Raw genomic sequence first — 19338 nt, forward strand, 5'->3', positions numbered from 1 at the left:
CTCGATTGGGCGCCGCCGTCACGATCGCGGATACGGCATGACGGGGCATCGCACCGGCGCGCGGCGCGGAAGTCGCGGCGGTTGGCACCCCGCCGCAAACGAAAACCCGGACAAGATGCCCAATAATCCGTTGTCGCGTCAACTGTCGGATGTGTAAGACTCGATTACGACGCGCGGCCGCACGTCTCGCGCTTCGGCGCGCGACCGAATCCTCGCGAATCGAAAAGAAAAACGGGCGGCGAACACGCACGACATGCGCATTCCCCGCCCGCTCCGCGCGCGACGACGCGATCAGTGCAGCTTGACGCGCGGCAGCGTCGTGCGTCGCAGCCAGTGCGCGACCGTGTCGAGCATCATCCGCGGATAACCGTGCAGCGCCGCGATGTGCAGCCGGTACAGCGACATGTACATGAAGCGTGCGAACAGCCCTTCGATCAGCATGTTGCCGCCGATCAGCCCGCCCATCAGGTTGCCGACCGCGCTGAAGTGACCGAGCGATACGAGCGAACCGAAATCGCGATACGTGAACTCCGGCTGCGGGCGCCCTTCGAGCCGGCAACCGATCGCCTTGAGCAGGAAACTCGCCTGCTGGTGCGCCGCCTGCGCGCGCGGCGGCACGTTGCGTTCGTTGCCCGGCCATGCACAGGCCGCACAATCGCCGAGTGCGAACACGTTGTCGTCGGTGAAGGTCTGCAGTGTGCGGCGCACGTCGAGCTGACCGAGCTTGTTGACCTGAAGGCCGTCGAGGTGCGACAGCACGGACGGCGCCTTGATGCCGGCCGCCCAGACCGTCAGGTCCGCGCGCACCGCCTTGCCGCTCGCGGTATGCACGAGCCCGGGCGCCACCTCGGTCACGCGCTCGCCGAGCATCAGCCGCACGCCGAGCTTTTCGAGCAGTTCGGCCGTCGCCGTCGACACGCGCTCCTGCAGTGCCGGCAGGATCCGCGGCCCCGACTCGATCAGCACGATGCCGACGTCATGGCGCGGATCGAGCTTGTGCAGCCCGTACACGGACAGCACCTGCGCGGTATTGCGCAGCTCCGCGGACAGCTCGACGCCCGTCGCGCCGCCGCCGACGATCACGACCTGGATACGCGGCTCGGCCGACTCGCCGGGCACGGTGGGCGCCGGTGCCTGGTGCTCGGCGCGCATGCATGCCGCGATCAGCCGCTTGCGGAAGCGTTCGGCCTCCCCGACCGTGTCGAGTGCGATCGCGTTTTCCGGCGCGCCCTGCACGCCAAAGAAGTGGGTCGTGCTGCCGATCGCGATCACGAGCGTGTCGTATTCCAGCTCGCGCGCCGGCAACAGTTCCTCGCCGTCGCTGTCGTTGAGCGGCGACAGCGTCACGCGCTTCGCCGCGCGGTCGAGCCCGGTCAACTCGCCCTGCTGGAACTCGAAGCCGTGCCAGCGTGCCTGCGCCGCATATTCGAGTTCCTGCGTGAACGGATCCATGCTGCCGGCCGCGACCTCGTGCAGCAGCGGTTTCCAGATGTGAGTCGGATTGCGGTCGACGAGCGTGACGAGCGCACGCGCGGGACGATTGCCGCGCGCACCGTAACGGTCGCCGAGCCGCGTCGCCAGTTCCAGGCCGCCCGCGCCTCCGCCTACGATGATGATCCGATGCATCTGATTCTCCCTTTGCGAGTCGAAACGGCTGCCGCCGGATGAAGCAAACGCGATGCACGCGCGCCGCCCGGTGGATTAACCGGTTCGGACATCATCGATGTGCAGTTCGAAGCACTACGATGCGACCGATCCGGCACGCGGGGCGCGCCGCCCCGCGTCAATGACATGACTGACATGCATTGTCCGGGAGCTTGCGCGTTGACCACAAGCAAACCATCTCGATATTTGGCATCCCTGCAACAATATGCCGCGGGAAGCGGGGAATCGCACGGGGTGCGTCAGTGTGCCTCTTCCCAGTTCGCGCCGGCGCCCACTTCGGCGACCAGCGGCACCTTCAGCTTCGCGACGCCGCACATCATTTCCGGCAGTTTCTCGCGCACGAGCGACAGCTCGCTGTCGGGCACCTCGAGCACCAGTTCATCGTGCACCTGCATGATCATCCGCGACGCAAGCCGGTCGCGCGTGAGCCAGTCGTCCACCGCGATCATCGACAGCTTGATCAGGTCGGCCGCCGTGCCCTGCATCGGTGCATTGATGGCCGCGCGCTCGGCCGCCTGGCGGCGCGGACCGTTGCCGCCGTTGATCTCCGGCAGCCACAGGCGGCGACCGAACACGGTTTCGACGTAGCCCTTCTCCTTCGCGATCGCGCGCGTGTCTTCCATGTACTGCGCGACGCCCGGATAGCGCGTGAAATAGCGGTCGATATAGAGCTTCGCCGCGTCGCGCGTGATGCCGAGATTCGATGCGAGCCCGAACGCGCTCATCCCGTAGATGAGCCCGAAGTTGATCACCTTCGCAATCCGGCGCTGGTCGGAATTGACCTCCAGCGGCGTCACGCCGAACACCTCGGCGGCCGTCGCGCGGTGGATGTCCTCGCCTTGCGAGAACGCGCGCAGCAGCGACGCGTCGCCCGAGATGTGCGCCATGATCCGCAGTTCGATCTGCGAATAGTCGGCCGACACGATCCGGTGGCCCGGCGACGCGATGAACGCCTCGCGGATGCGCCGGCCTTCGGCCGTGCGCACCGGAATGTTCTGAAGATTGGGGTCGTTCGACGCAAGGCGGCCCGTCACCGCGACTGCCTGCGCATAATTCGTGTGCACGCGGCCGGTGCTGGGGTTCACCATCCGCGGCAGCTTGTCGGTATAGGTCGACTTCAGCTTCGACAGCCCGCGATGCTCGAGCAGCAGCTTCGGCAACGGGTAGTCCTCGGCGAGCTTCTGCAGGACTTCCTCGTCGGTCGACGGCGCGCCGCTCGGCGTCTTCTTCACGACCGGCAACTGCAGCTTCTCGAAGAAGATCTGCCCGATCTGCTTCGGCGAGCCGAGATTGAATTCGCCGCCCGCCAGTTCGTACGCCTCGCCCTCGAGTTCGATCAGGCGCGTCGCGATTTCGGTGCTTTGCGCCTGCAGCAGTACGTCGTCGATCAGCACGCCGGTGCGCTCCATCTTGCGCAGCACGAGCGACACCGGCATCTCGATCTCGCGGTACACGCGCTCGAGGCCCGGCTCGCGCGCGACCTGCGGATACAGCGCCTGGTGAAGCTGCAGCGTGATGTCCGCATCTTCGGCTGCATACGCGGCGGCCTGCTCGAGCGCCACTTCGTCGAAACCGATTTGCTTCGCGCCCTTGCCGGCCACGTCCTCGTACTTGATCGTCTTGACGCCGAGATGCCGCAGCGCGAGGCTGTCCATGTCGTGCGTGCGGTGCGATTCGAGCACGTACGATTCGAGCAGCGTGTCGTGCTCGATGCCGTTCAGCGCGATGTCGTAGTTCGCGAGCACCTGTGCGTCGTACTTCAGGTGCTGGCCGACCTTCTTGCGATCGGCCGATTCGAGCCACGGCTTCAGGCGCGCGAGTACTTCGTCGAGCGGAAGCTGCTCGGGCATGTCGGGGCCGCGGTGCGCGACCGGCAGGTAGGCCGCCTTGCCCGGCTCGATCGAGAACGACAGGCCGACGAGCCGCGCGAGCATCGGATCGAGCGCGGTCGTCTCGGTGTCGAACGCGGTCAGCGCGGCCGCATCGATCTTCGCGAACCACGCATCGAACTGTTCCCAAGTCTGGATCGTGTCGTATTCGCGCACGACGTCGGCTGCGATCACCGGAGCCGGCTCGCCTTCCGGCGCGTCGGCGCCGCCGCCTTCGGCCGGTGCGCTCTCGACTTCGCGCAGCCAGGTCTTGAAGCCGTAGCGCGCGAAGATGTCGCGCAGCAGGTCGCGCGCCTCGCCGTCGCTCTTCAGCGACGCTTCGATCGAGTCGAGATGCGGTGCGAGATCGCACGCGGTGTCGACCGTCACGAGCTTGCGGCCGAGCGGCAGGAAGTCGAGCGCGCGGCGCAGGTTGTCGCCAACCACGCCCTTGATGTCGGCCGCGTGTTCGATGACGCCATCGAGGCTGTCGTATTGCGACAGCCATTTCACGGCCGTCTTCGGCCCGCATTTCTCGACGCCCGGCACGTTGTCGACGGTGTCGCCGATCAGCGCGAGGTAGTCGATGATGCGCTCGGGCGGCACGCCGAACTTCGCGAGCACACCGTCGCGGTCGAGCGTCTCGTTGGTCATCGTGTTGACGAGCGTGACGCGGTCGGTCACGAGCTGCGCGAGATCCTTGTCGCCCGTCGACACGATCACGTTCATCCCGTGCCGTTCGGCTTCGCGCGCGAGCGTGCCGATCACGTCGTCGGCCTCGACGCCTTCGACCATCAGCAGCGGCCAGCCGAGCGCGCGCACCGCGCCGTGGATCGGCTCGACCTGCAACGCGAGGTCGGGCGGCATCGACGGACGGTTTGCCTTATAGTCGGCATAAAGGTCGTCGCGGAACGTCTTGCCCTTTGCATCGAACACGCAAGCGCTATACTCTGCACTGACTTCCTTGCGCATACGGCGCAGCATGTTGATGATTCCGTAGAGCGCTCCGGTCGGCTCCCCGCCAGGGCCACGCAAATCAGGCATCGCATGGTAAGCCCGATACAGATAGCTCGAACCGTCAACCAATAGCAGGGTCTTACCTTCCAGATTTCGTTCTTCAGGCATTATGAACAAGAGAAAAGTGATTCCGAGTCTGCGTTCGCTCGCAGATCAAGAGCGCGCGACGGCCAAGAAGGCGCGCGCATCGTGGCAGATGTTCACGATTATGGCAGAGTTTATCGAGGCGACCGAGTACCTGTCGGAGATCCGCCCGGCTGTCAGCATCTACGGTTCTGCCCGCCTCAAACCCGACACGCCGCACTACAAGCTCGCCGCGCAGATCGCGCGCAAGCTGTCGGACGCCGGCTTCGCGGTGATCTCCGGCGGCGGCCCCGGCATCATGGAAGCCGCGAACAAGGGTGCGCACGCCGGCAAGGCGCCGTCGGTCGGCCTGAACATCGAGCTGCCGCACGAGCAGGCCGGCAACCACTATCAGGACATCTCGCTGCGCTTCCGCCACTTCTTCACGCGCAAGGTCACGTTCGTGAAGAATTCGGATGCGGTGATCGTGATGCCGGGCGGCTTCGGCACGCTCGACGAGCTGTCCGAAGTGCTCACGCTGATCCAGACGAAAAAATCGCGCCTCGTGCCGATCATCCTCGTCGGCAGCGAGTTCTGGAAGGGGCTGCTGCAATGGTTCCGCGATCAACTGATTCCGATGGGCCTGATCAATCCGGAAGACATGGATCTGATGCAGGTGATCGACGACCCCGACCAGGTGCTCGACGCGGTGCTCGCGTTCTACGAGGACAGCGGCGAGGAAGAAGGTTCGGACGAAGACGGCCATCCGCCGCGCCCCGAAGAAGACCGGATGTTCTATCTGTAATCCATCCGTGACGTCCACCGGCCCGACGGCCGGCGGACGGCGGACGGCTTCCCGCACGGCACGCGTGGCGATCCCGCCACCTGCCGCGTGTCACTTTGTAACGCGCTGTTAATCCCGCGCCGCGGCCGCGCGCCGCCGAATGTCAAATTCGCGCAGCCGGCGCCGTGCGACACAGCGCGGCCCGCCCTGCCCGCAGCCCGCCATTGTCAAACGGTTCGGCGTGGTATCCGTTCCCATGCGCCTGCCGGCCGCCAATCCGCCGTAACAAACACGCCTCGCCTTTTTCGTCGCGTACCAGCACACTGCATTGTGTCGGCCCGGCGTTCCCCCCCGGTGGAACGGTCCCCCTCGCTTCCATCGTGTCGCGCCGGCCTCTTATAACGACCTCACGGAAAAGAACATGCAACGCTCGCTGATCGCCCTTGCCTTCGCCGGCCTCGGCCTTTCGCTGTCCGGCCTCGCCCACGCCGTCAACGTCGACGTCAACATCGGCACGCCCGCACCGGTCGTCGTCGCGCCTGCGCCCGTCGTGGTCGCCCCGGCGCCCGCGATCATCATTGGCTGGCATGGCGATCGCTACTGGGACGGCCGCCGCTACTGGGAACGCCGCGAGTGGGAGGATCACCAGCGCTATCGCGGCCGTGACGATCGCCGCGGCTATCACTGCCCGCCGGGACACGCGAAGAAAGGCGAGTGCTGACCGGCACGGCGCGGTCGCTCGATGCACGCAAGGCCGCCCGGGCGCTTCGGCGCCGGGCGGCCTTTTGATTGTCGAGCGCCCGACCGCATGAATCGACGGCCTGACGACCCGCGAAATCGCTCGGCACCGGGTGGTAGTATCGCCCTTCTCCGAGGCCATTTCCGCCACTCATGCCGCTCATCCGAATCTGGGTCGTCGATCAGGCCCTTGCATCCGGCGTCGCCGCGCCGACTGACATGCTCGCGGCGGCCAACCATCTCGCCTCGACGACTTCGCAGGGCCGCACGAGCGCACCGTTTCGCTGGCGCGTCGAATCGATCGGCGGACGGCCGGTGCGAACGACCTCCGGCCTGATCATCCCGGTCGATGGCGCGATCGACGGCAGCAGTCCCGCCGACGCGATCTGGCTGACCAGCCCGTTCGTCGCGGATCTCGAGCGGCTGCTCGATCGGCCCGCAACGCTCGCGCCACTGTTCGACGCGCTGCGCCGGCAACACGCACGCGGCACGCTGATCGCGACGTACTGCACCGGCACATTCCTGCTCGCGGAGGCCGGCCTGCTCGACGGCCGCCTTGCCACGACGCACTGGTCGAAAGCATCGAGCTTCCGCGCACGCTATCCGGACGTAGCGCTGCGTGCGTCGGACATCCTGACCGAGCAGGACGGCATCCTGTGCGGCGGCGCCGTCACCTCGTACCAGAATCTCGCGCTGCGACTCATCGACAAACTGGCGAATGCGCGCCTTGCCGCGTCGGTCGCCAGGCTCATGCTGATCGACATGAACCGCGTCTCGCAGGATTCGTTCATCGACCTCGACCGGATGGGCCATCGCGGGCACGACGATCCAACCATCGCGCGCGCCCAGCGCTGGATGGAAAAGCACCTGCGGGAACCCTTCAGCCTCGCCCGGCTGAGCGATCACGTCGCGATGAGCGAACGCTCGCTCCACCGCCGCTTCAGAGACGCCGTGGGCGCGCCGCCGCTCAGGTATCTGCAGACACTCAGGATCGAAGTCGCGAAGCGGCTGCTCGCGGAAACGAAGCTCGCGATCGACACGGTCTGCGAGCGCGTCGGCTACGCGGACATCAGCGGCTTTCGGCAATTGTTCAAGCGCGAGACCGGCATCTCCCCCGGCGAATATCGCCGTCGCTTCACGCCCTAACCTCGCGCAACCGGCATCGGAAACGATGGCGGAAATGGCATCGTCGAATGGCAGTTTCGCCACTCTGCGCGTCAGCATGAGGTTCGTACACTGGATTCACGTCGCCCCGCCTCGGAGCGGCACCCTCTCCACCGAACCAGGACACCATCATGCCGATGATCGACGTATACATTCCCGAAGGCGCGCTCGCACCGGATGCCGAAGCACAACTGATGGAAGAACTGATGGACACGCTGATCCGCCACGAGGGACTCGATCCCGACAATCCGCGCGTGCGGGACGTGACATGGATCTTCGTCCATCGGCCGGCGGCCGTGTATCGCGCCGGGGCGGTCGCGCCCGCGCCGATCTATCGGATCGTGCCGACCGTGCCGGAAGGGCAGTACACGGACGCCGCGCGTGCTGGGCTGATTGCGGACGTGACCGCCGCTGTGGCTCGCGCGGAAGGCGTGCCGATCGCCACCATCGCGGCGCGTGTGTGGGTCTTTCCATCGGAAATCGACGACGGCTGTTGGGGCAGCCGCGGCGTCGTGCGCCGCCTGCCCGACATCATGGACTATTTCGGCGGCGCACCGCTGCGGGCGCTCGGAGAACAGCGGCTGGCGATCAAGCGGCGCACGGATGCGATCGCGATGCTCGAAGCCGCACTCGCCGCGATGCGCGAGACGCATCAAGACCTGTCGCTCGCTCGCAACGCCGAGCTCGCGAACTGATGCTCGGCGAGCGCGTACCGCCTCCCGATGCCCGAACCCGGCTTCAGGTGATGCGGGCATCTGCGGCGCACGCAACGGCGCGGCGACCTCGCCCGACTCGCCACCAGGGTTCGCATTGGCCGTGACGACGTCGCACGGCCCGACGAACGCGCCGATCGCGACCATGACGACTGTCATTGCCAGCCGGGGCTCTTGAAGATGGGCGAGCGCGGAGCGACGACGCGCAGCCGCACGGAGGCTCGCCCGCGATCACGCGTGTGTCATGCCGACACCTCCGCAAACGAAAGCGGTGCGAGATCCGGATGCGCGCCAAGCCGGGCGGCGAGGAAATCCATCAGCAAACGGCTCCTCCGCGGCAGATGCATGCGCTGCGGCATGCACAGGTGCAGGCCGTAACGGCAGGTCACGTGCCGGATCAGCAGCGGCACGAGACGCCCCTCGCGAATGTGCGCGTGAACCGAATAGCCGAAGAACTGGCCGATCGCGGCGCCGCTCAGTACCGTGTCGAGTTCCGCATCGATGTCGTTGGTCGCGATGAACGGGGCGATCTGTCGTGTGTCGACCCGACCATCAACCAGGAATTCCCACGGAAACGGCTTGCCGGTGCGCGGATACAGGAACGCGGTGCAACGATGATCGCGCAGCGCGTCGATCGTCTGCGGCTCGCCGTGTCGACGCAGATACGCGGGCGCCGCGCAGACGATCAATTGCAGATCGGCGATGCGTCGTGCAACGAGCCCGCTGTCGGGCAGATTGCCGGTCCGCACGGCGATGTCGATCCGCTGCTCGACGATGTCGGCCATGTCGTCGCTGACGATCAGCTCGGCCGTGACGCCCGGCTGCCGGTCGCAGAATTCGCCGAGCAGTGGCGCGAGAAAGCGCCGAGCCAGCGAATACGGCGCCGCAACACGGATCGTGCCGGCCGCGTGCGCCCGATCGTCGTCGAGCATGCGCAGCGCGCTCTCCAGTTCCCCGACAGCGCCGCGGCACTGTGCAAGCAAACGCTCACCCTCGAGCGTCAGCACGATCCCGCGCGTCGAGCGCTGGAGCAGCCGCACGTTCAACAGCGCTTCCAGCGCCGCGACCTGCTTGCTGGCCGCTTGCGGCGTCATGCCCAGCTCGCGGGCGCCCGCGCTGATACCGCCCGCGGCCGCGATACGGACGAATACCGTCAGCGCCTTCAACCGATCCATTCGCAGCTCCCGTCAAGCCCGGAACGCCCGGGCGATCGTCCCTGGCATCGTAACGCCTGTCCGATCGGTTGAATCGGTTTCAACCGGTCAGGTGCTATTCGCGCGGCACCCTGCTTCGCACAATGGCGCTGTCTGGATACCCGGGGCCAAACGGCCCGTCGCCATGAACACATTTTCATTTTCAGTCGTTTCGCGAACCGTCTTCGCGGCCGCATTGATCGTCGCCGGTTCGCCCCGAGCAATCGCACAGGAAGCGGACGCGGGCAGCCGCGTGACCGAGACGGTACTGCTGCGAACCACGCATGCGTGGGACGGCTCGCGATATCGCACCTATCCGTCAGGACAACCGGAAATCACGGTCGTACGCTACACGATTCCGCCGCACGCGGTATTGCCGTGGCATACGCATCCGTCGATCAACATCGGCTACGTGCTGTCGGGCCACCTCACCGCCGTGCGCCGCAGCGACGGCAAGCGGCTGGCGCTCGGTCCCGGCGACGTGGTGCCGGAAATGATCGACGGCGCCCATCGCGGCGAGACCGGCGACGAGCGCGCCGAACTGATCGTGTTCTACGCCGGTACGCCTGGCGCGCCCCTGACGGTGCCCGACCGCCAGGACTAAGCACCTCGACCCTGCCCCCGGCCAGTCGGCCGGCTCGTTTCCCTTCGCATGGAGCAACTCGTCATGTCCGATTCACGGAGCCTGTCAACCTCTTCCGCCGCGACGCGGCCCCGGCTCGACGGACGCGTCGCGCTCGTCACCGGCGGCGGCACCGGCATCGGCCGGGCGGCCGCGCTCGCATTCGCGCGTGAAGGCGCCCGCGTCGTCGTTGCCGGACGGCGCGCGGCGCCGCTCGACGAAACCGTGCGCGCGATTACCGGGCGCGGCGGCGAAGCCTTCGCGATAACCATCGACGTCGCCTCCGCCGATGGCGTGCGTGCGCTCGTCGACGCAACGATCGGACGCTACGGCGCATTGCATGCGGCATTCAACAATGCGGGTACGGAAGGGGCGTTCGCGCCGATCGTGGAACAGACCGAGGCCGACTTCGACACGGTGATCGCCACCAATCTCAAGGGTACGTGGCTGTCGATCAAATACGAAATGGAGGCAATGCTCGCGCACGGCGGCGGTGCGATCGTCAATACGTCGTCGTGGCTCGCGAAAGGCGCGCTTGCCGGCTCGTCGACCTATTCGGCCAGCAAGGGCGCGCTCGATGCGCTGGTGCGCGCGGTCGCGCTCGAAGGCGGCCCGCACCGCATCCGGATCAACAACGTAAACCCCGGCATCATCGATACGCCGATGGCGCGCCGTTTCGGCGACGACGAGATGTTCCGCCCGTTCGCCGCATTCACGCCCGCCCGGCGGATCGGCACGCCCGAAGACGTGGCCGACGCGGCCGTCTGGCTTTGCAGCGACGAAGCGCGCTTCGTGACGGGCGAATCGCTCCTGGTCGACGGCGGCTACACGATCGGCGGCATGCGCTGACCGGCACTGCCACGGAGGAAGAACCGATGGAATACGTGAGACTGGGAGCGTCCGGGCTGAAGGTGTCGACGCTGTGCCTGGGCTGCATGACCTACGGCGACCCGTCATGGCGCCCGTGGGTCACGACCGAGGAGGTGGCTCGCCCTTTCATTCGCACGGCACTCGATGCGGGGGTGAATTTCTTCGACACGGCCGACATCTACTCGGGCGGCGAGAGCGAGCGCATTCTCGGGCGCGCGCTGCGCGATTTCGCGACGCGCGACGACGTGGTGATCGCAACCAAGGCGTTCTTTCCGACCGGCGACGGGCCGAATGCGCGCGGGCTGTCGCGCAAGCATCTGCTCGCCAGCATCGATGCGTCGCTGCAGCGCCTCGGGACGGATTACGTCGATCTCTACGTGATCCACCGGTTCGATCCGGACACGCCGATCGAAGAAACGCTCGATGCGCTCGATACCCTCGTGAGGAGCGGCAAGGTCCGCTACCTCGGCGCGTCGTCGATGCATGCATGGCAATTCATGAAGATGCTCGCGTTTCAACGGCATCACGGACTCGCCCGATTCGTGTCGATGCAGAGCCAGTACAGCCTGATCTGCCGCGACGACGAGCGCGACATGCTGCCGCTTTGCATCGCAGAAGGGATGGCCTACACGCCGTGGTCCCCGCTCGGCCGCGGGCTACTGGCCGGCTCGCGTGATGCGGCGACGACGCGGGCCGCAACCGACCGGCAAATGGTGTCCTGGTACGACGGGCGCGACGCGGTCGCGGCGACCGTCGATGCGGTCAGGCAGGTGGCGCAGGCGCATGGGCTACCGCCCGCGCGGATTGCCCTGGCGTGGGCGCTGCACCGGCCCGGCGTCACCGCGCCGATCGTCGGGCTGTCGAAGCCGCATCACTTGGACGATGCGCTCGCGGCGCTCGATCTGACGCTCGACGATGCTGAAAACGCGTTGCTCGAGGTCGCGTTCAATCGAACGGTCGAACCGGTGCAGTGGTAACGGCGATGCGGGGAGCTGACCCGGTTGAAGGCGTGCGCTGCGCGAAGACAACGGAACGTGCGGCCCGCGCCACTGGAGCACATGCAGTTCAACGCACCCAACTGACGCCGCCGACGGCGACGCAGACGAATACCGTCACCGCCTTCAATCGATCCTCCGTGCCGGGCACGCCTTCATGGCGCCGCTCAGAACGGAGACCGGAGCGATCACAATGACGGGAAAAAGCCGACGGCTGATGAACGATGAAATCTCCAGGCTGCCGGTGTCTCCCCGGGCTTGCGCAGTAGAGGCCGCTCCGTCGCGCCATCGACGCGTTCCCTTCCCTGTCGCTCTTCAACCTGCGAACGAGGCGCACCCAAGGATGGGCGCGCCTGTTTCACGGCTTACTCAACGATGTAGCACCAACACGGTTTGGGTTTGCTCGGGCCGACCACTGCGACAGGTTTGCAAGGATCGGACGGGCCGAGCACCGCTTCTCTTTCGCAAGGCGGCTGCGGCTTGGATGGACCGATCACCGCTTGAGCCATGGCCGATAGCGAAGCAGTGAGCATCAGGGAAGCCAGCAGGATTTTGATTTTCATCGGATATGTCTACTCTCAATATTATAGGAATCAATTGGATCGGCTGTTCGCCGTTCCTTCGTGCGGGCGTCGGAGAACGCCACGCAGGAGAGCATATTCTCGATGACAAGGACAAAACTATAGGACAACTTCCAAATTGGAGAAAATGGTCGCGTCCGAGTACGAAGGCCACATTGCGGCCACGACGAGTGTCCCGGCGACCGGATGGGTGACGCAGGGCAGGCGCGTGCCGGCCGCCGCAAAGCCCGGCAGCCCATCGCCCCGCCTGCCAGTCATGCGCGTTACTGGAACGCCACTTCCGCGAAGCTCCGCAGCTTGCGGCTATGCAGCTTGTCGAGCCCGTTCGTGCGCAGGATCTCCATCGCCTTCACGCCGATCTGCAGATGCTGGTCGACCTGTCCGCGATAGAACGTGTCGGCCATACCCGGCAGCTTCAGCTCGCCGTGCAGCGGCTTGTCCGACACGCACAGCAGCGTGCCGTACGGCACGCGGAAGCGGAAACCGTTCGCGGCGATCGTCGCGCTTTCCATGTCGAGCGCGATCGCGCGGCTCTGCGACAGCCGCTGCACGGGCTCCCGATGGTCGCGCAGCTCCCAGTTGCGGTTGTCGACGCTCGCGACCGTGCCCGTGCGCATCACGCGCTTCAGTTCCACGCCCTCGAGCCGCGTGACCTCGGCCACGCCGCGCTCGAGCGCGAGCTGCACTTCGGCCAGCGCCGGGATCGGCACCCATAGCGGCAGGTCGGCGTCGAGCACGTGATCTTCCCGCACGTAGCCGTGCGCGAGCACGTAGTCGCCCAGGCGCTGCGTGTTGCGCAGCCCCGCGCAGTGGCCGAGCATCACCCACGCGTGCGGGCGCAGCACCGCGATGTGATCGGTGATCGTCTTCGCGTTCGACGGGCCGACGCCGATGTTGACCATCGTGATCCCGCTGCCGTCCGCGCGCTTCAGGTGATACGCAGGCATCTGCGGCAGGCGCGGCGGCGCGGTGCCCTCGGCCGGCTCGCCGCCGAGGTTCGCGTTGTACGTGACGACGTCGCCCGGCTCGACGAACGCGCTGTACTCGCTGCGGTACGCGCGCACCTCGGGATCGTCGCTTTCCGTCATCATCGTGCGGCCGAGCTTCACGAACTCGTCGATGTAGAACTGGTAGTTCGTGTAGAGCACGTAGTTCTGGAAATGCGTGGGCGACGTCGCCGTGTAGTGGCGCAGCCGATGCAGCGAGAAGTCGACGCGCGCGGCCGTGAACAGCGCGAGCGGATGCGGCTCGCCCGGCGCCGGCTCGAACGTGCCGTTGACGATGCGGTCGTCGAGATACGACAGGTCGGGCGTGTCGAAGATGTCGCGCATCGCGAGCAGGCGGTCGCGATCGAGCTCGCCCTCGAGATGGATGCCTTCCGGAAACGCGAAATGGATCGGAATCGGCTGCGACGACACGCCGATCTCGATCTTGACATGGTGGTTCTTCGCCAGCAGGCGCAGTTGCTCGCGGTAGTAGTTCGCGAAGAGATCGGGGCGCGTGACCGTCGTCTCGAATACGCCCGGCCCCGCGACGAAGCCGTACGAGCGGCGCGAATCGACGTGCGTGTTGACGTCGGTGCGGATCCGCACGAACGGATAGCACGCGCGCACGTGCTCGGTAATCGCTTCGTGGCGGCGATAGCGCGCAAATGCATCGCGCAAGAAGCCCGTATTCGTGTCGTAAATGGCGGACAGCCGCGCGACGGCAGCGATCGGATCGTCGAAAGCCTCGATCGACGGGCTTTCGGGCGACAGCACACGGTGCCGGCGGCTCAAATCGTTCTTCATTGTCATTACCTCGTCTGATCCGACGACATTACCACGGAACCCGGTCGCGCTTATGGCCGCCCCTGCGCACGCCGGGGCCGGATGGCGCGCAGTATTTGCTAAAATCGGTAGGTTCACTGGAGACTCATCATGAAGCCGCTCATTTTCGTCGCCGCTGCCGTCGCGTTTGCCGCCGCCAGCGTCGCTCATGCCGCCGGCGGCACGCCTGACGCCGACGCGCAGGCCCGGGCCGAGGCCAACGAAGCCGCCGGCCTGCCCGATCTCCGCAAGATCAACCGGCCGGGCGCCGAAGTCACGTCGAAAGTCGACTTCGCCGACATCCGCCGCACGCCGAGCTTCCACGAAAAGAGCAAGAACGGCACCGAAGTCACCGAGTACCGCGACCGCGGCAAGCCGGTCGAGATCGACGTGAAGTCGAACTTCGGCACGCGCTACCAGATGAGCTCGACGCCCGACACGTCGCCGAAGCCGCACGACGCGGGCGTCCCGATCACGCGCCTGCCGTCGCTGAACCTGCGCTACTGATTCCGAGGCGCCGCGCCCCGACCGCGCCGCCCCGCCCCTTCACCCGCTGTCGCGCCGCACGCCGCCCGCGTGCCGACACCCTGACCTGACGCATCCCGCATGGCCGTTTTCACCGCTGTTTCCGACTCCGATCTCGCGCAATGGATGCGCCACTACGAACTGGGCGACGTGCTTGCGTTCCGCGGCATTCCGTCCGGTATCGAAAACAGCAATTTCTTCCTGACGACGACGCGCGGCGAATACGTCCTCACGATCTTCGAAAAGCTCACGGCGCAGCAGTTGCCGTTCTACCTCGACCTGATGCGCCACCTGGCCGCCCACGGCGTGCCGGTGCCGGACCCGGTCCCGCGTGACGACGGCGCGTTGTTCGGCGAGCTGCACGGCAAGCCGGCCGCGATCGTCACGAAACTCGACGGCGCGGCCGAACTCGCGCCCGGAGTCGAACACTGCATCGAGGTCGGGCAGATGCTCGCGCGCCTGCACCTCGCGGGCCGCGACTATCCGCGCAGCCAGCCGAACCTGCGCAGCCTGCCGTGGTGGCAGGAGAACGTGCCGGCGATCGTGCCGTTCATCACGGACGCGCAACGCACGCTGCTCGAAGGCGAGCTCGCGCACCAGGCCGGCTTCTTCGCGTCGGACGACTATGCGGCGCTGCCGGCCGGCCCATGCCATTGCGACCTGTTCCGCGACAACGTGCTGTTCGCGCACGCGGCGCCCGGCACCGGCCACGACGTGCGGCTCGGCGGCTTCTTCGACTTCTATTTCGCAGGCTGCGACAAGTGGCTGTTCGACGTCGCGGTCACCGTCAACGACTGGTGCGTCGACCTCGCGACCGGCGTGCTCGACGTCGCGCGCGCCGATGCGCTGCTGCGCGCGTACCAGACGGTCCGGCCGTTCACGGCCGAGGAACGCCGCCACTGGAGCGACATGCTGCGCGCGGGCGCGTACCGCTTCTGGGTGTCGCGCCTGTACGACTTCTACCTGCCGCGCGCGGCCGAGATGCTCAAGCCGCACGACCCCGGCCATTTCGAACGCATCCTGCGTGAGCGTATCGCGCATACGCCCGCGCTTCCCGAGATCCAAACCGCATGCAACTGATCGAAGTGCCCGCGAAAACGGGCTATGTCTGGTTCCGTCAAGGCATCTGGCTGTTCCGCCGGAATCCGCTCGCGTTCATCACGCTGTTCTTCACGTATCTGCTCGCGATCACGCTGGTGTCGATGGTGCCCGTGATCGGCTCCGCGCTGCCGCTGGTATTCATTCCCGGCATCGCGGTCGGCTTCATGGCCGCGTGCCGCGACACGGTGGCCGGCAAGACCGTGATGCCGACGATCCTCGTCGACGGCTTTCGCTCGTACGGCACCGTCGCGACCCAGCGGCTGCTCGTGCTCGGCGTGATCTACGTCGCGTCGATGGTGCTGGTGTTCGCCGCGTCGTCGCTCGTGGACGGCGGCGCGCTGTTCCACGTGATGATGGGCGCGGCCGACGAAGCGAACACGACGCCCGAGACGCTCGCCGCGCAAGGCACGCTGGGCGCGCTGTTCTTCGCGACGCTGCTCTATCTGCCGATCGCGATGCTGTTCTGGTTCGCGCCGGTGCTGGTCGCGTGGCATGACGTTCCGCCCGCGAAGGCGCTGTTCTTCAGCGTCGTCAGTTGCTGGCGCAATCGCGGCGCGTTCGTCGTGTACGGCGTGCTGTGGTTCGCCGTCGCGCTCGGCACGTCGCTCGCGCTGTCGCTGCTGCTGCAGGCGCTCGGCGCCGGCGCGTACGCGCTGACGATCATGATGCCGGTGACGATCATCATCGTCACGATGCTGTACTGCTCGTTCTACGCGACCTATCGCGGCTGCTTCGGCGTACAGGAACCGGGCGCGACGACGACGATGTCGGGCCGCTGACCCTCTCCCGGCCGGCGCGCGTCGTCAGCGCCGCCGCGCTGTTTCCAGCACCGGGTCGTCGCCCCGCGCGCTTCTGATCTCTCCCTTTTCCGGTATCCAAAGCTTCGGGCGCCTCTGTTCAACCCGATCTTTTGCGCGCAAAATAATTTGTGTACAAATCGTTCGCGCATCCGACGCGCTTCCCGAATCATGGATCGCCCGCCTTCCCTGCCCCAGACGCTCGACGAGCAACTCTGCTTCGCGCTTTACTCGACTTCGCACGCGATGACGAAGGCGTACAAGCCGCTGCTCGACAAGCTGTCGCTGACCTATCCCCAATATCTCGCGATGCTCGTGCTGTGGGAGCGCGACGACCTGGCCGTAAAGGACATCGCCGCGCGGCTCGACCTCGATCCGGCCACGGTCACGCCGCTGCTCAAGCGGCTGGAAGCGCTCGGCTACGTCGAGCGCGTGCGCAGCGCGGCGGACGAACGCGTCGTCAACGTGCGCGTGACGTCGGAAGGCCGTGCGCTGAAGGACCGCGCGCGCTCGGTGCCCGCCGACCTCTTTTGCGCGATGCAACAGACACCCGACTTCCTGATCAGGCTGCGCGCCGATCTCCAGCAGTTGCGCGACGCGTTGTCGGTGGCCAACGAACGCTGACGCTCGCACGCTGAAACTCGGACCGACCTACCCGGCGCCGCCGGTTTTTTTTAAAAATTTGATTTGCACACTAATCATTTGTGTTCTATATTCTGGTCATGGCCGGCGACATCCCGTCCAACCGGACCGCTTTCTCACTCTCTTCCCGACAGGAGCTGCACGATGAACATTCTGTACAAGACCAGCGCCACGAGCACGGGCGGCCGCGACGGCCGCGCGGTATCCGCCGACCACAAGCTGGAAGTGAAGCTGGCCGCGCCGCGCGAACTCGGCGGCACGGGTGCGGAAGGCACGAATCCGGAGCAACTGTTTGCCGCAGGTTACTCGGCCTGTTTCCTGAGCGCGATGAAATTCGTCGCGGGCCAGAACAAGCAGACGCTGCCGGCCGATACGCAAGTCACCGCGGAAGTGGGCATCGGCCCGAACGACGCAGGCGGCTTCGGGCTCGACATCGAGCTGCGCGTGTCGCTGCCGGGGCTGGACAAGAACGACGCGCAAACGCTGGTCGACAAGGCGCACCACGTGTGCCCGTATTCGAACGCCACGCGCAACAACGTGCCGGTGCGCCTGACGGTCGTCTGACGCGACGCAGGTTCACGCTTCAGCAGAATACAAAAAGGGCGCGTGCGGCTAGATGCCGCACGCGCCCTTTTGCGCGATTCGTCGAAATGGCGGGCCGGCAGGCCCGCGTGCGCCGCTTAGCGCGCGCCGATCGAATACGGACGGTTCATTGCCGCGTCGCGATCGATCTTGCGCATGCGGAATTCGAGATCGTAGATGTCGGTGGCTTCGGCCAGGTACGCGTCGGCGCGCTCTTTCGCGGCCTTTTCAGCGTTCTTGGTCAGCATCAGGAAGAGGTGGCTCAGCAGGTACATGGTCGATCTCGCTGTTCAAAGGTTCTGGACTAGGGTTTTCCCGAATTATAGGGAAAACCCTAGGCTTTGACCAGCGTCGATCAAACGGTGCGTCGTTCGGTCGCCACAGTGCGGCGATGGGCTTCGAAAAAAGCCCAGATCATCGCGCTGGCGTCGGGGCCGACCGCCGCGTGAAACGGCACGGCTTCGTCGCCGCCGGCCCACGCGTGATCGAGCCCTTTCACGTGGCACAGCCGCACGACCGGCTCGCCGTCGCGGCACACGTCGGTAATCTGGACGCCCGTTTTGCGCGTCTCGACGCGCTCGCCGCCGCGCAGCGCGCCCCGGCTGTCGGCGAGCCCGTTCAGGCGCATGAACTGGACGGTCAGCTGATCGGCATTCTTCGGCGCGACGACATGATCGCCGTCGCCCTGGACGATCAGCGCGGGCATGCCCGGATACGCACCGGCATCGACCAGCGCGTCGACCGCCGCGGCCGGGTTCTGCCGCAGCCCGCGGCGCATCACGTCCATCGCGGTGATGCCGGAATTCGCTTCGCCGAACGCGGGGCCCGAGTGCAACGCGACCGCCGCGAAACGGTCCGGGTGGTGCAGCGCAAGCAGCGACGCAAGCCCCGCGCCGGCCGACAGCCCCGCGACGTAGACGCGCGACGCGTCGAAGCCGTGCTCGTCGACCAGCGCGTCGACCAGCGCCGCCACCGTGTCCGCCTCGCCGCGCCCCGCGCGGTCGGTGTCTTCATACCAGTGCCAGCAACCATGCGCGTGCGCGCGCAGCGACTGTTCCGGGTACAGCACCGCGAAGCCGTGCTTGTCGGCCAGCAGGTTCATTCGCGTGCCCTGCGCGAATTCGTCCGCCGACTGCTGGCACCCGTGCAGCATCACGACGAGCGGCATCGCGCCACGCCGGCGGCCGGGCGGTACGTAAAGCCCGTACGCGAGATTCTGGACGAGGCGGCCGAGCGCGGGCGCCATCGGATGTTCGCCGCGCGTCCACTCGCCCGCCGCCCACGCGGCCGCGCGCGGCCGCACGCGCGATTCGCGTGGCGGGGACGGATCGGACACGGCGGGAGAGGCCGCGGCCTCGAGTGCGTCGCGCGTGATGCGCTGCGCGTCGCGCGCCGCGCGCTTGGCGGCCGGGGACAGCATGCGTTTCATGCCGCCCAGCCACACCTTGGTCAGACTTTTGGTCATCGATCGGGCTCGCAGTCAGGAAAAATAGGGGCGCGATGAAGGCGCCGCAACGGATGCATCGTTTGACTTTGTGCAATGCACCATAACATTGTTTCCAGGATTTTTCCTGCTCGCCGAGCGTGCCCGGCAGCGCAAAAAACGGGCC

19 protein-coding genes are annotated in these 19338 nt (G+C 66.5%); 12 read left to right on the top strand and 7 right to left on the bottom strand.

Annotated elements, in window-relative coordinates; translation table 11 throughout:
* Positions 1–291: 291 nt before the first annotated feature.
* Together KR541_RS16690 and polA are read right to left on the bottom strand one after the other, a co-directional pair.
* Positions 292–1626: an NAD(P)/FAD-dependent oxidoreductase gene (locus KR541_RS16690; protein ID WP_050011340.1), complete on the bottom strand. Its 1335-nt coding sequence runs from the start codon at positions 1624–1626 to the stop codon at positions 292–294.
* A 278-nt stretch (positions 1627–1904) separates the two neighbouring features.
* Positions 1905–4658: a DNA polymerase I gene (polA, locus tag KR541_RS16695; protein WP_050011341.1), complete on the bottom strand. Its 2754-nt coding sequence runs from the start codon at positions 4656–4658 to the stop codon at positions 1905–1907.
* A 1-nt stretch (position 4659) separates the two neighbouring features.
* Here polA and KR541_RS16700 point away from each other — a divergent pair, with 1 nt between their 5' ends.
* The 4 genes from KR541_RS16700 to KR541_RS16715 all read left to right on the top strand — a co-directional run bounded on the left by KR541_RS16700 (position 4660) and on the right by KR541_RS16715 (position 7994).
* Positions 4660–5418 (top strand): LOG family protein, encoded by a 759-nt coding sequence (locus KR541_RS16700; protein WP_050011342.1) that lies wholly within the window; start codon positions 4660–4662, stop codon positions 5416–5418.
* Between the two features lie 400 nt (positions 5419–5818).
* Positions 5819–6118, top strand: coding sequence for a hypothetical protein (locus KR541_RS16705; protein ID WP_124593241.1), 300 nt, complete (start codon positions 5819–5821; stop codon positions 6116–6118).
* Positions 6119–6288: 170 nt separating this feature from the next.
* A complete protein-coding gene (locus tag KR541_RS16710) occupies positions 6289–7281 on the top strand; it encodes a GlxA family transcriptional regulator (protein WP_050011344.1) in 993 nt (330 codons plus the stop codon).
* A gap of 149 nt (positions 7282–7430) precedes the next feature.
* Complete coding sequence (locus tag KR541_RS16715) at positions 7431–7994, top strand: tautomerase family protein (RefSeq protein ID WP_089489136.1); 564 nt, start codon at positions 7431–7433, stop codon at positions 7992–7994.
* A gap of 260 nt (positions 7995–8254) precedes the next feature.
* Here the strand turns inward: KR541_RS16715 and KR541_RS16720 are convergent, their stop codons facing one another.
* Positions 8255–9187, bottom strand: coding sequence for a LysR family transcriptional regulator (locus tag KR541_RS16720; RefSeq protein WP_050011346.1), 933 nt, complete (start codon positions 9185–9187; stop codon positions 8255–8257).
* 271 nt (positions 9188–9458) lie between these two features.
* Between KR541_RS16720 and KR541_RS16725 the strand changes: the two genes are divergently transcribed.
* The 3 genes from KR541_RS16725 to KR541_RS16735 all read left to right on the top strand — a co-directional run bounded on the left by KR541_RS16725 (position 9459) and on the right by KR541_RS16735 (position 11674).
* Positions 9459–9809: a cupin domain-containing protein gene (locus KR541_RS16725; RefSeq protein WP_239468960.1), complete on the top strand. Its 351-nt coding sequence runs from the start codon at positions 9459–9461 to the stop codon at positions 9807–9809.
* A 63-nt stretch (positions 9810–9872) separates the two neighbouring features.
* The gene (locus KR541_RS16730; protein ID WP_124630550.1) at positions 9873–10676 is read left to right on the top strand and encodes an SDR family NAD(P)-dependent oxidoreductase; all 804 of its coding nucleotides are present in this window, start codon (positions 9873–9875) and stop codon (positions 10674–10676) included.
* Positions 10677–10702: 26 nt separating this feature from the next.
* Complete coding sequence (locus KR541_RS16735; protein ID WP_050011349.1) at positions 10703–11674, top strand: aldo/keto reductase; 972 nt, start codon at positions 10703–10705, stop codon at positions 11672–11674.
* Between the two features lie 383 nt (positions 11675–12057).
* Here KR541_RS16735 and KR541_RS16740 read toward each other — a convergent pair whose 3' ends face one another.
* Together KR541_RS16740 and KR541_RS16745 are read right to left on the bottom strand one after the other, a co-directional pair.
* Positions 12058–12255: a hypothetical protein gene (locus KR541_RS16740; protein ID WP_124630551.1), complete on the bottom strand. Its 198-nt coding sequence runs from the start codon at positions 12253–12255 to the stop codon at positions 12058–12060.
* A gap of 281 nt (positions 12256–12536) precedes the next feature.
* A complete protein-coding gene (locus KR541_RS16745) occupies positions 12537–14063 on the bottom strand; it encodes an AMP nucleosidase (RefSeq protein WP_050011350.1) in 1527 nt (508 codons plus the stop codon).
* 129 nt (positions 14064–14192) lie between these two features.
* On the opposite strand from KR541_RS16745, the gene KR541_RS16750 reads away from it, so the two are divergent.
* The 5 genes from KR541_RS16750 to KR541_RS16770 all read left to right on the top strand — a co-directional run bounded on the left by KR541_RS16750 (position 14193) and on the right by KR541_RS16770 (position 17710).
* Entirely contained in the window at positions 14193–14588 is a 396-nt protein-coding gene (locus KR541_RS16750) for a hypothetical protein (RefSeq protein WP_027782546.1), read from the top strand.
* Positions 14589–14687: 99 nt separating this feature from the next.
* Positions 14688–15686, top strand: a complete 999-nt coding sequence (locus KR541_RS16755) for a homoserine kinase (protein WP_050011351.1) — start codon at positions 14688–14690, stop codon at positions 15684–15686.
* Positions 15677–16486: a BPSS1780 family membrane protein gene (locus tag KR541_RS16760; RefSeq protein WP_175976762.1), complete on the top strand. Its 810-nt coding sequence runs from the start codon at positions 15677–15679 to the stop codon at positions 16484–16486. Before KR541_RS16755 ends, KR541_RS16760 begins: the two co-directional genes overlap by 10 nt.
* 189 nt (positions 16487–16675) lie before the next feature.
* Positions 16676–17128: a MarR family winged helix-turn-helix transcriptional regulator gene (locus tag KR541_RS16765; RefSeq protein WP_050011353.1), complete on the top strand. Its 453-nt coding sequence runs from the start codon at positions 16676–16678 to the stop codon at positions 17126–17128.
* Positions 17129–17290: 162 nt separating this feature from the next.
* A complete protein-coding gene (locus KR541_RS16770; protein ID WP_050011354.1) occupies positions 17291–17710 on the top strand; it encodes an organic hydroperoxide resistance protein in 420 nt (139 codons plus the stop codon).
* 116 nt (positions 17711–17826) lie between these two features.
* Here the strand turns inward: KR541_RS16770 and KR541_RS16775 are convergent, their stop codons facing one another.
* Entirely contained in the window at positions 17827–18003 is a 177-nt protein-coding gene (locus KR541_RS16775; RefSeq protein ID WP_069618521.1) for a DUF3563 family protein, read from the bottom strand.
* Positions 18004–18083: 80 nt separating this feature from the next.
* A complete protein-coding gene (locus KR541_RS16780) occupies positions 18084–19193 on the bottom strand; it encodes an extracellular catalytic domain type 1 short-chain-length polyhydroxyalkanoate depolymerase (RefSeq protein ID WP_089489132.1) in 1110 nt (369 codons plus the stop codon).
* Positions 19194–19338 lie beyond the last annotated feature (145 nt).

This window comes from Burkholderia sola, assembly GCF_905400185.1.
Classification (GTDB): domain Bacteria; phylum Pseudomonadota; class Gammaproteobacteria; order Burkholderiales; family Burkholderiaceae; genus Burkholderia; species Burkholderia sola.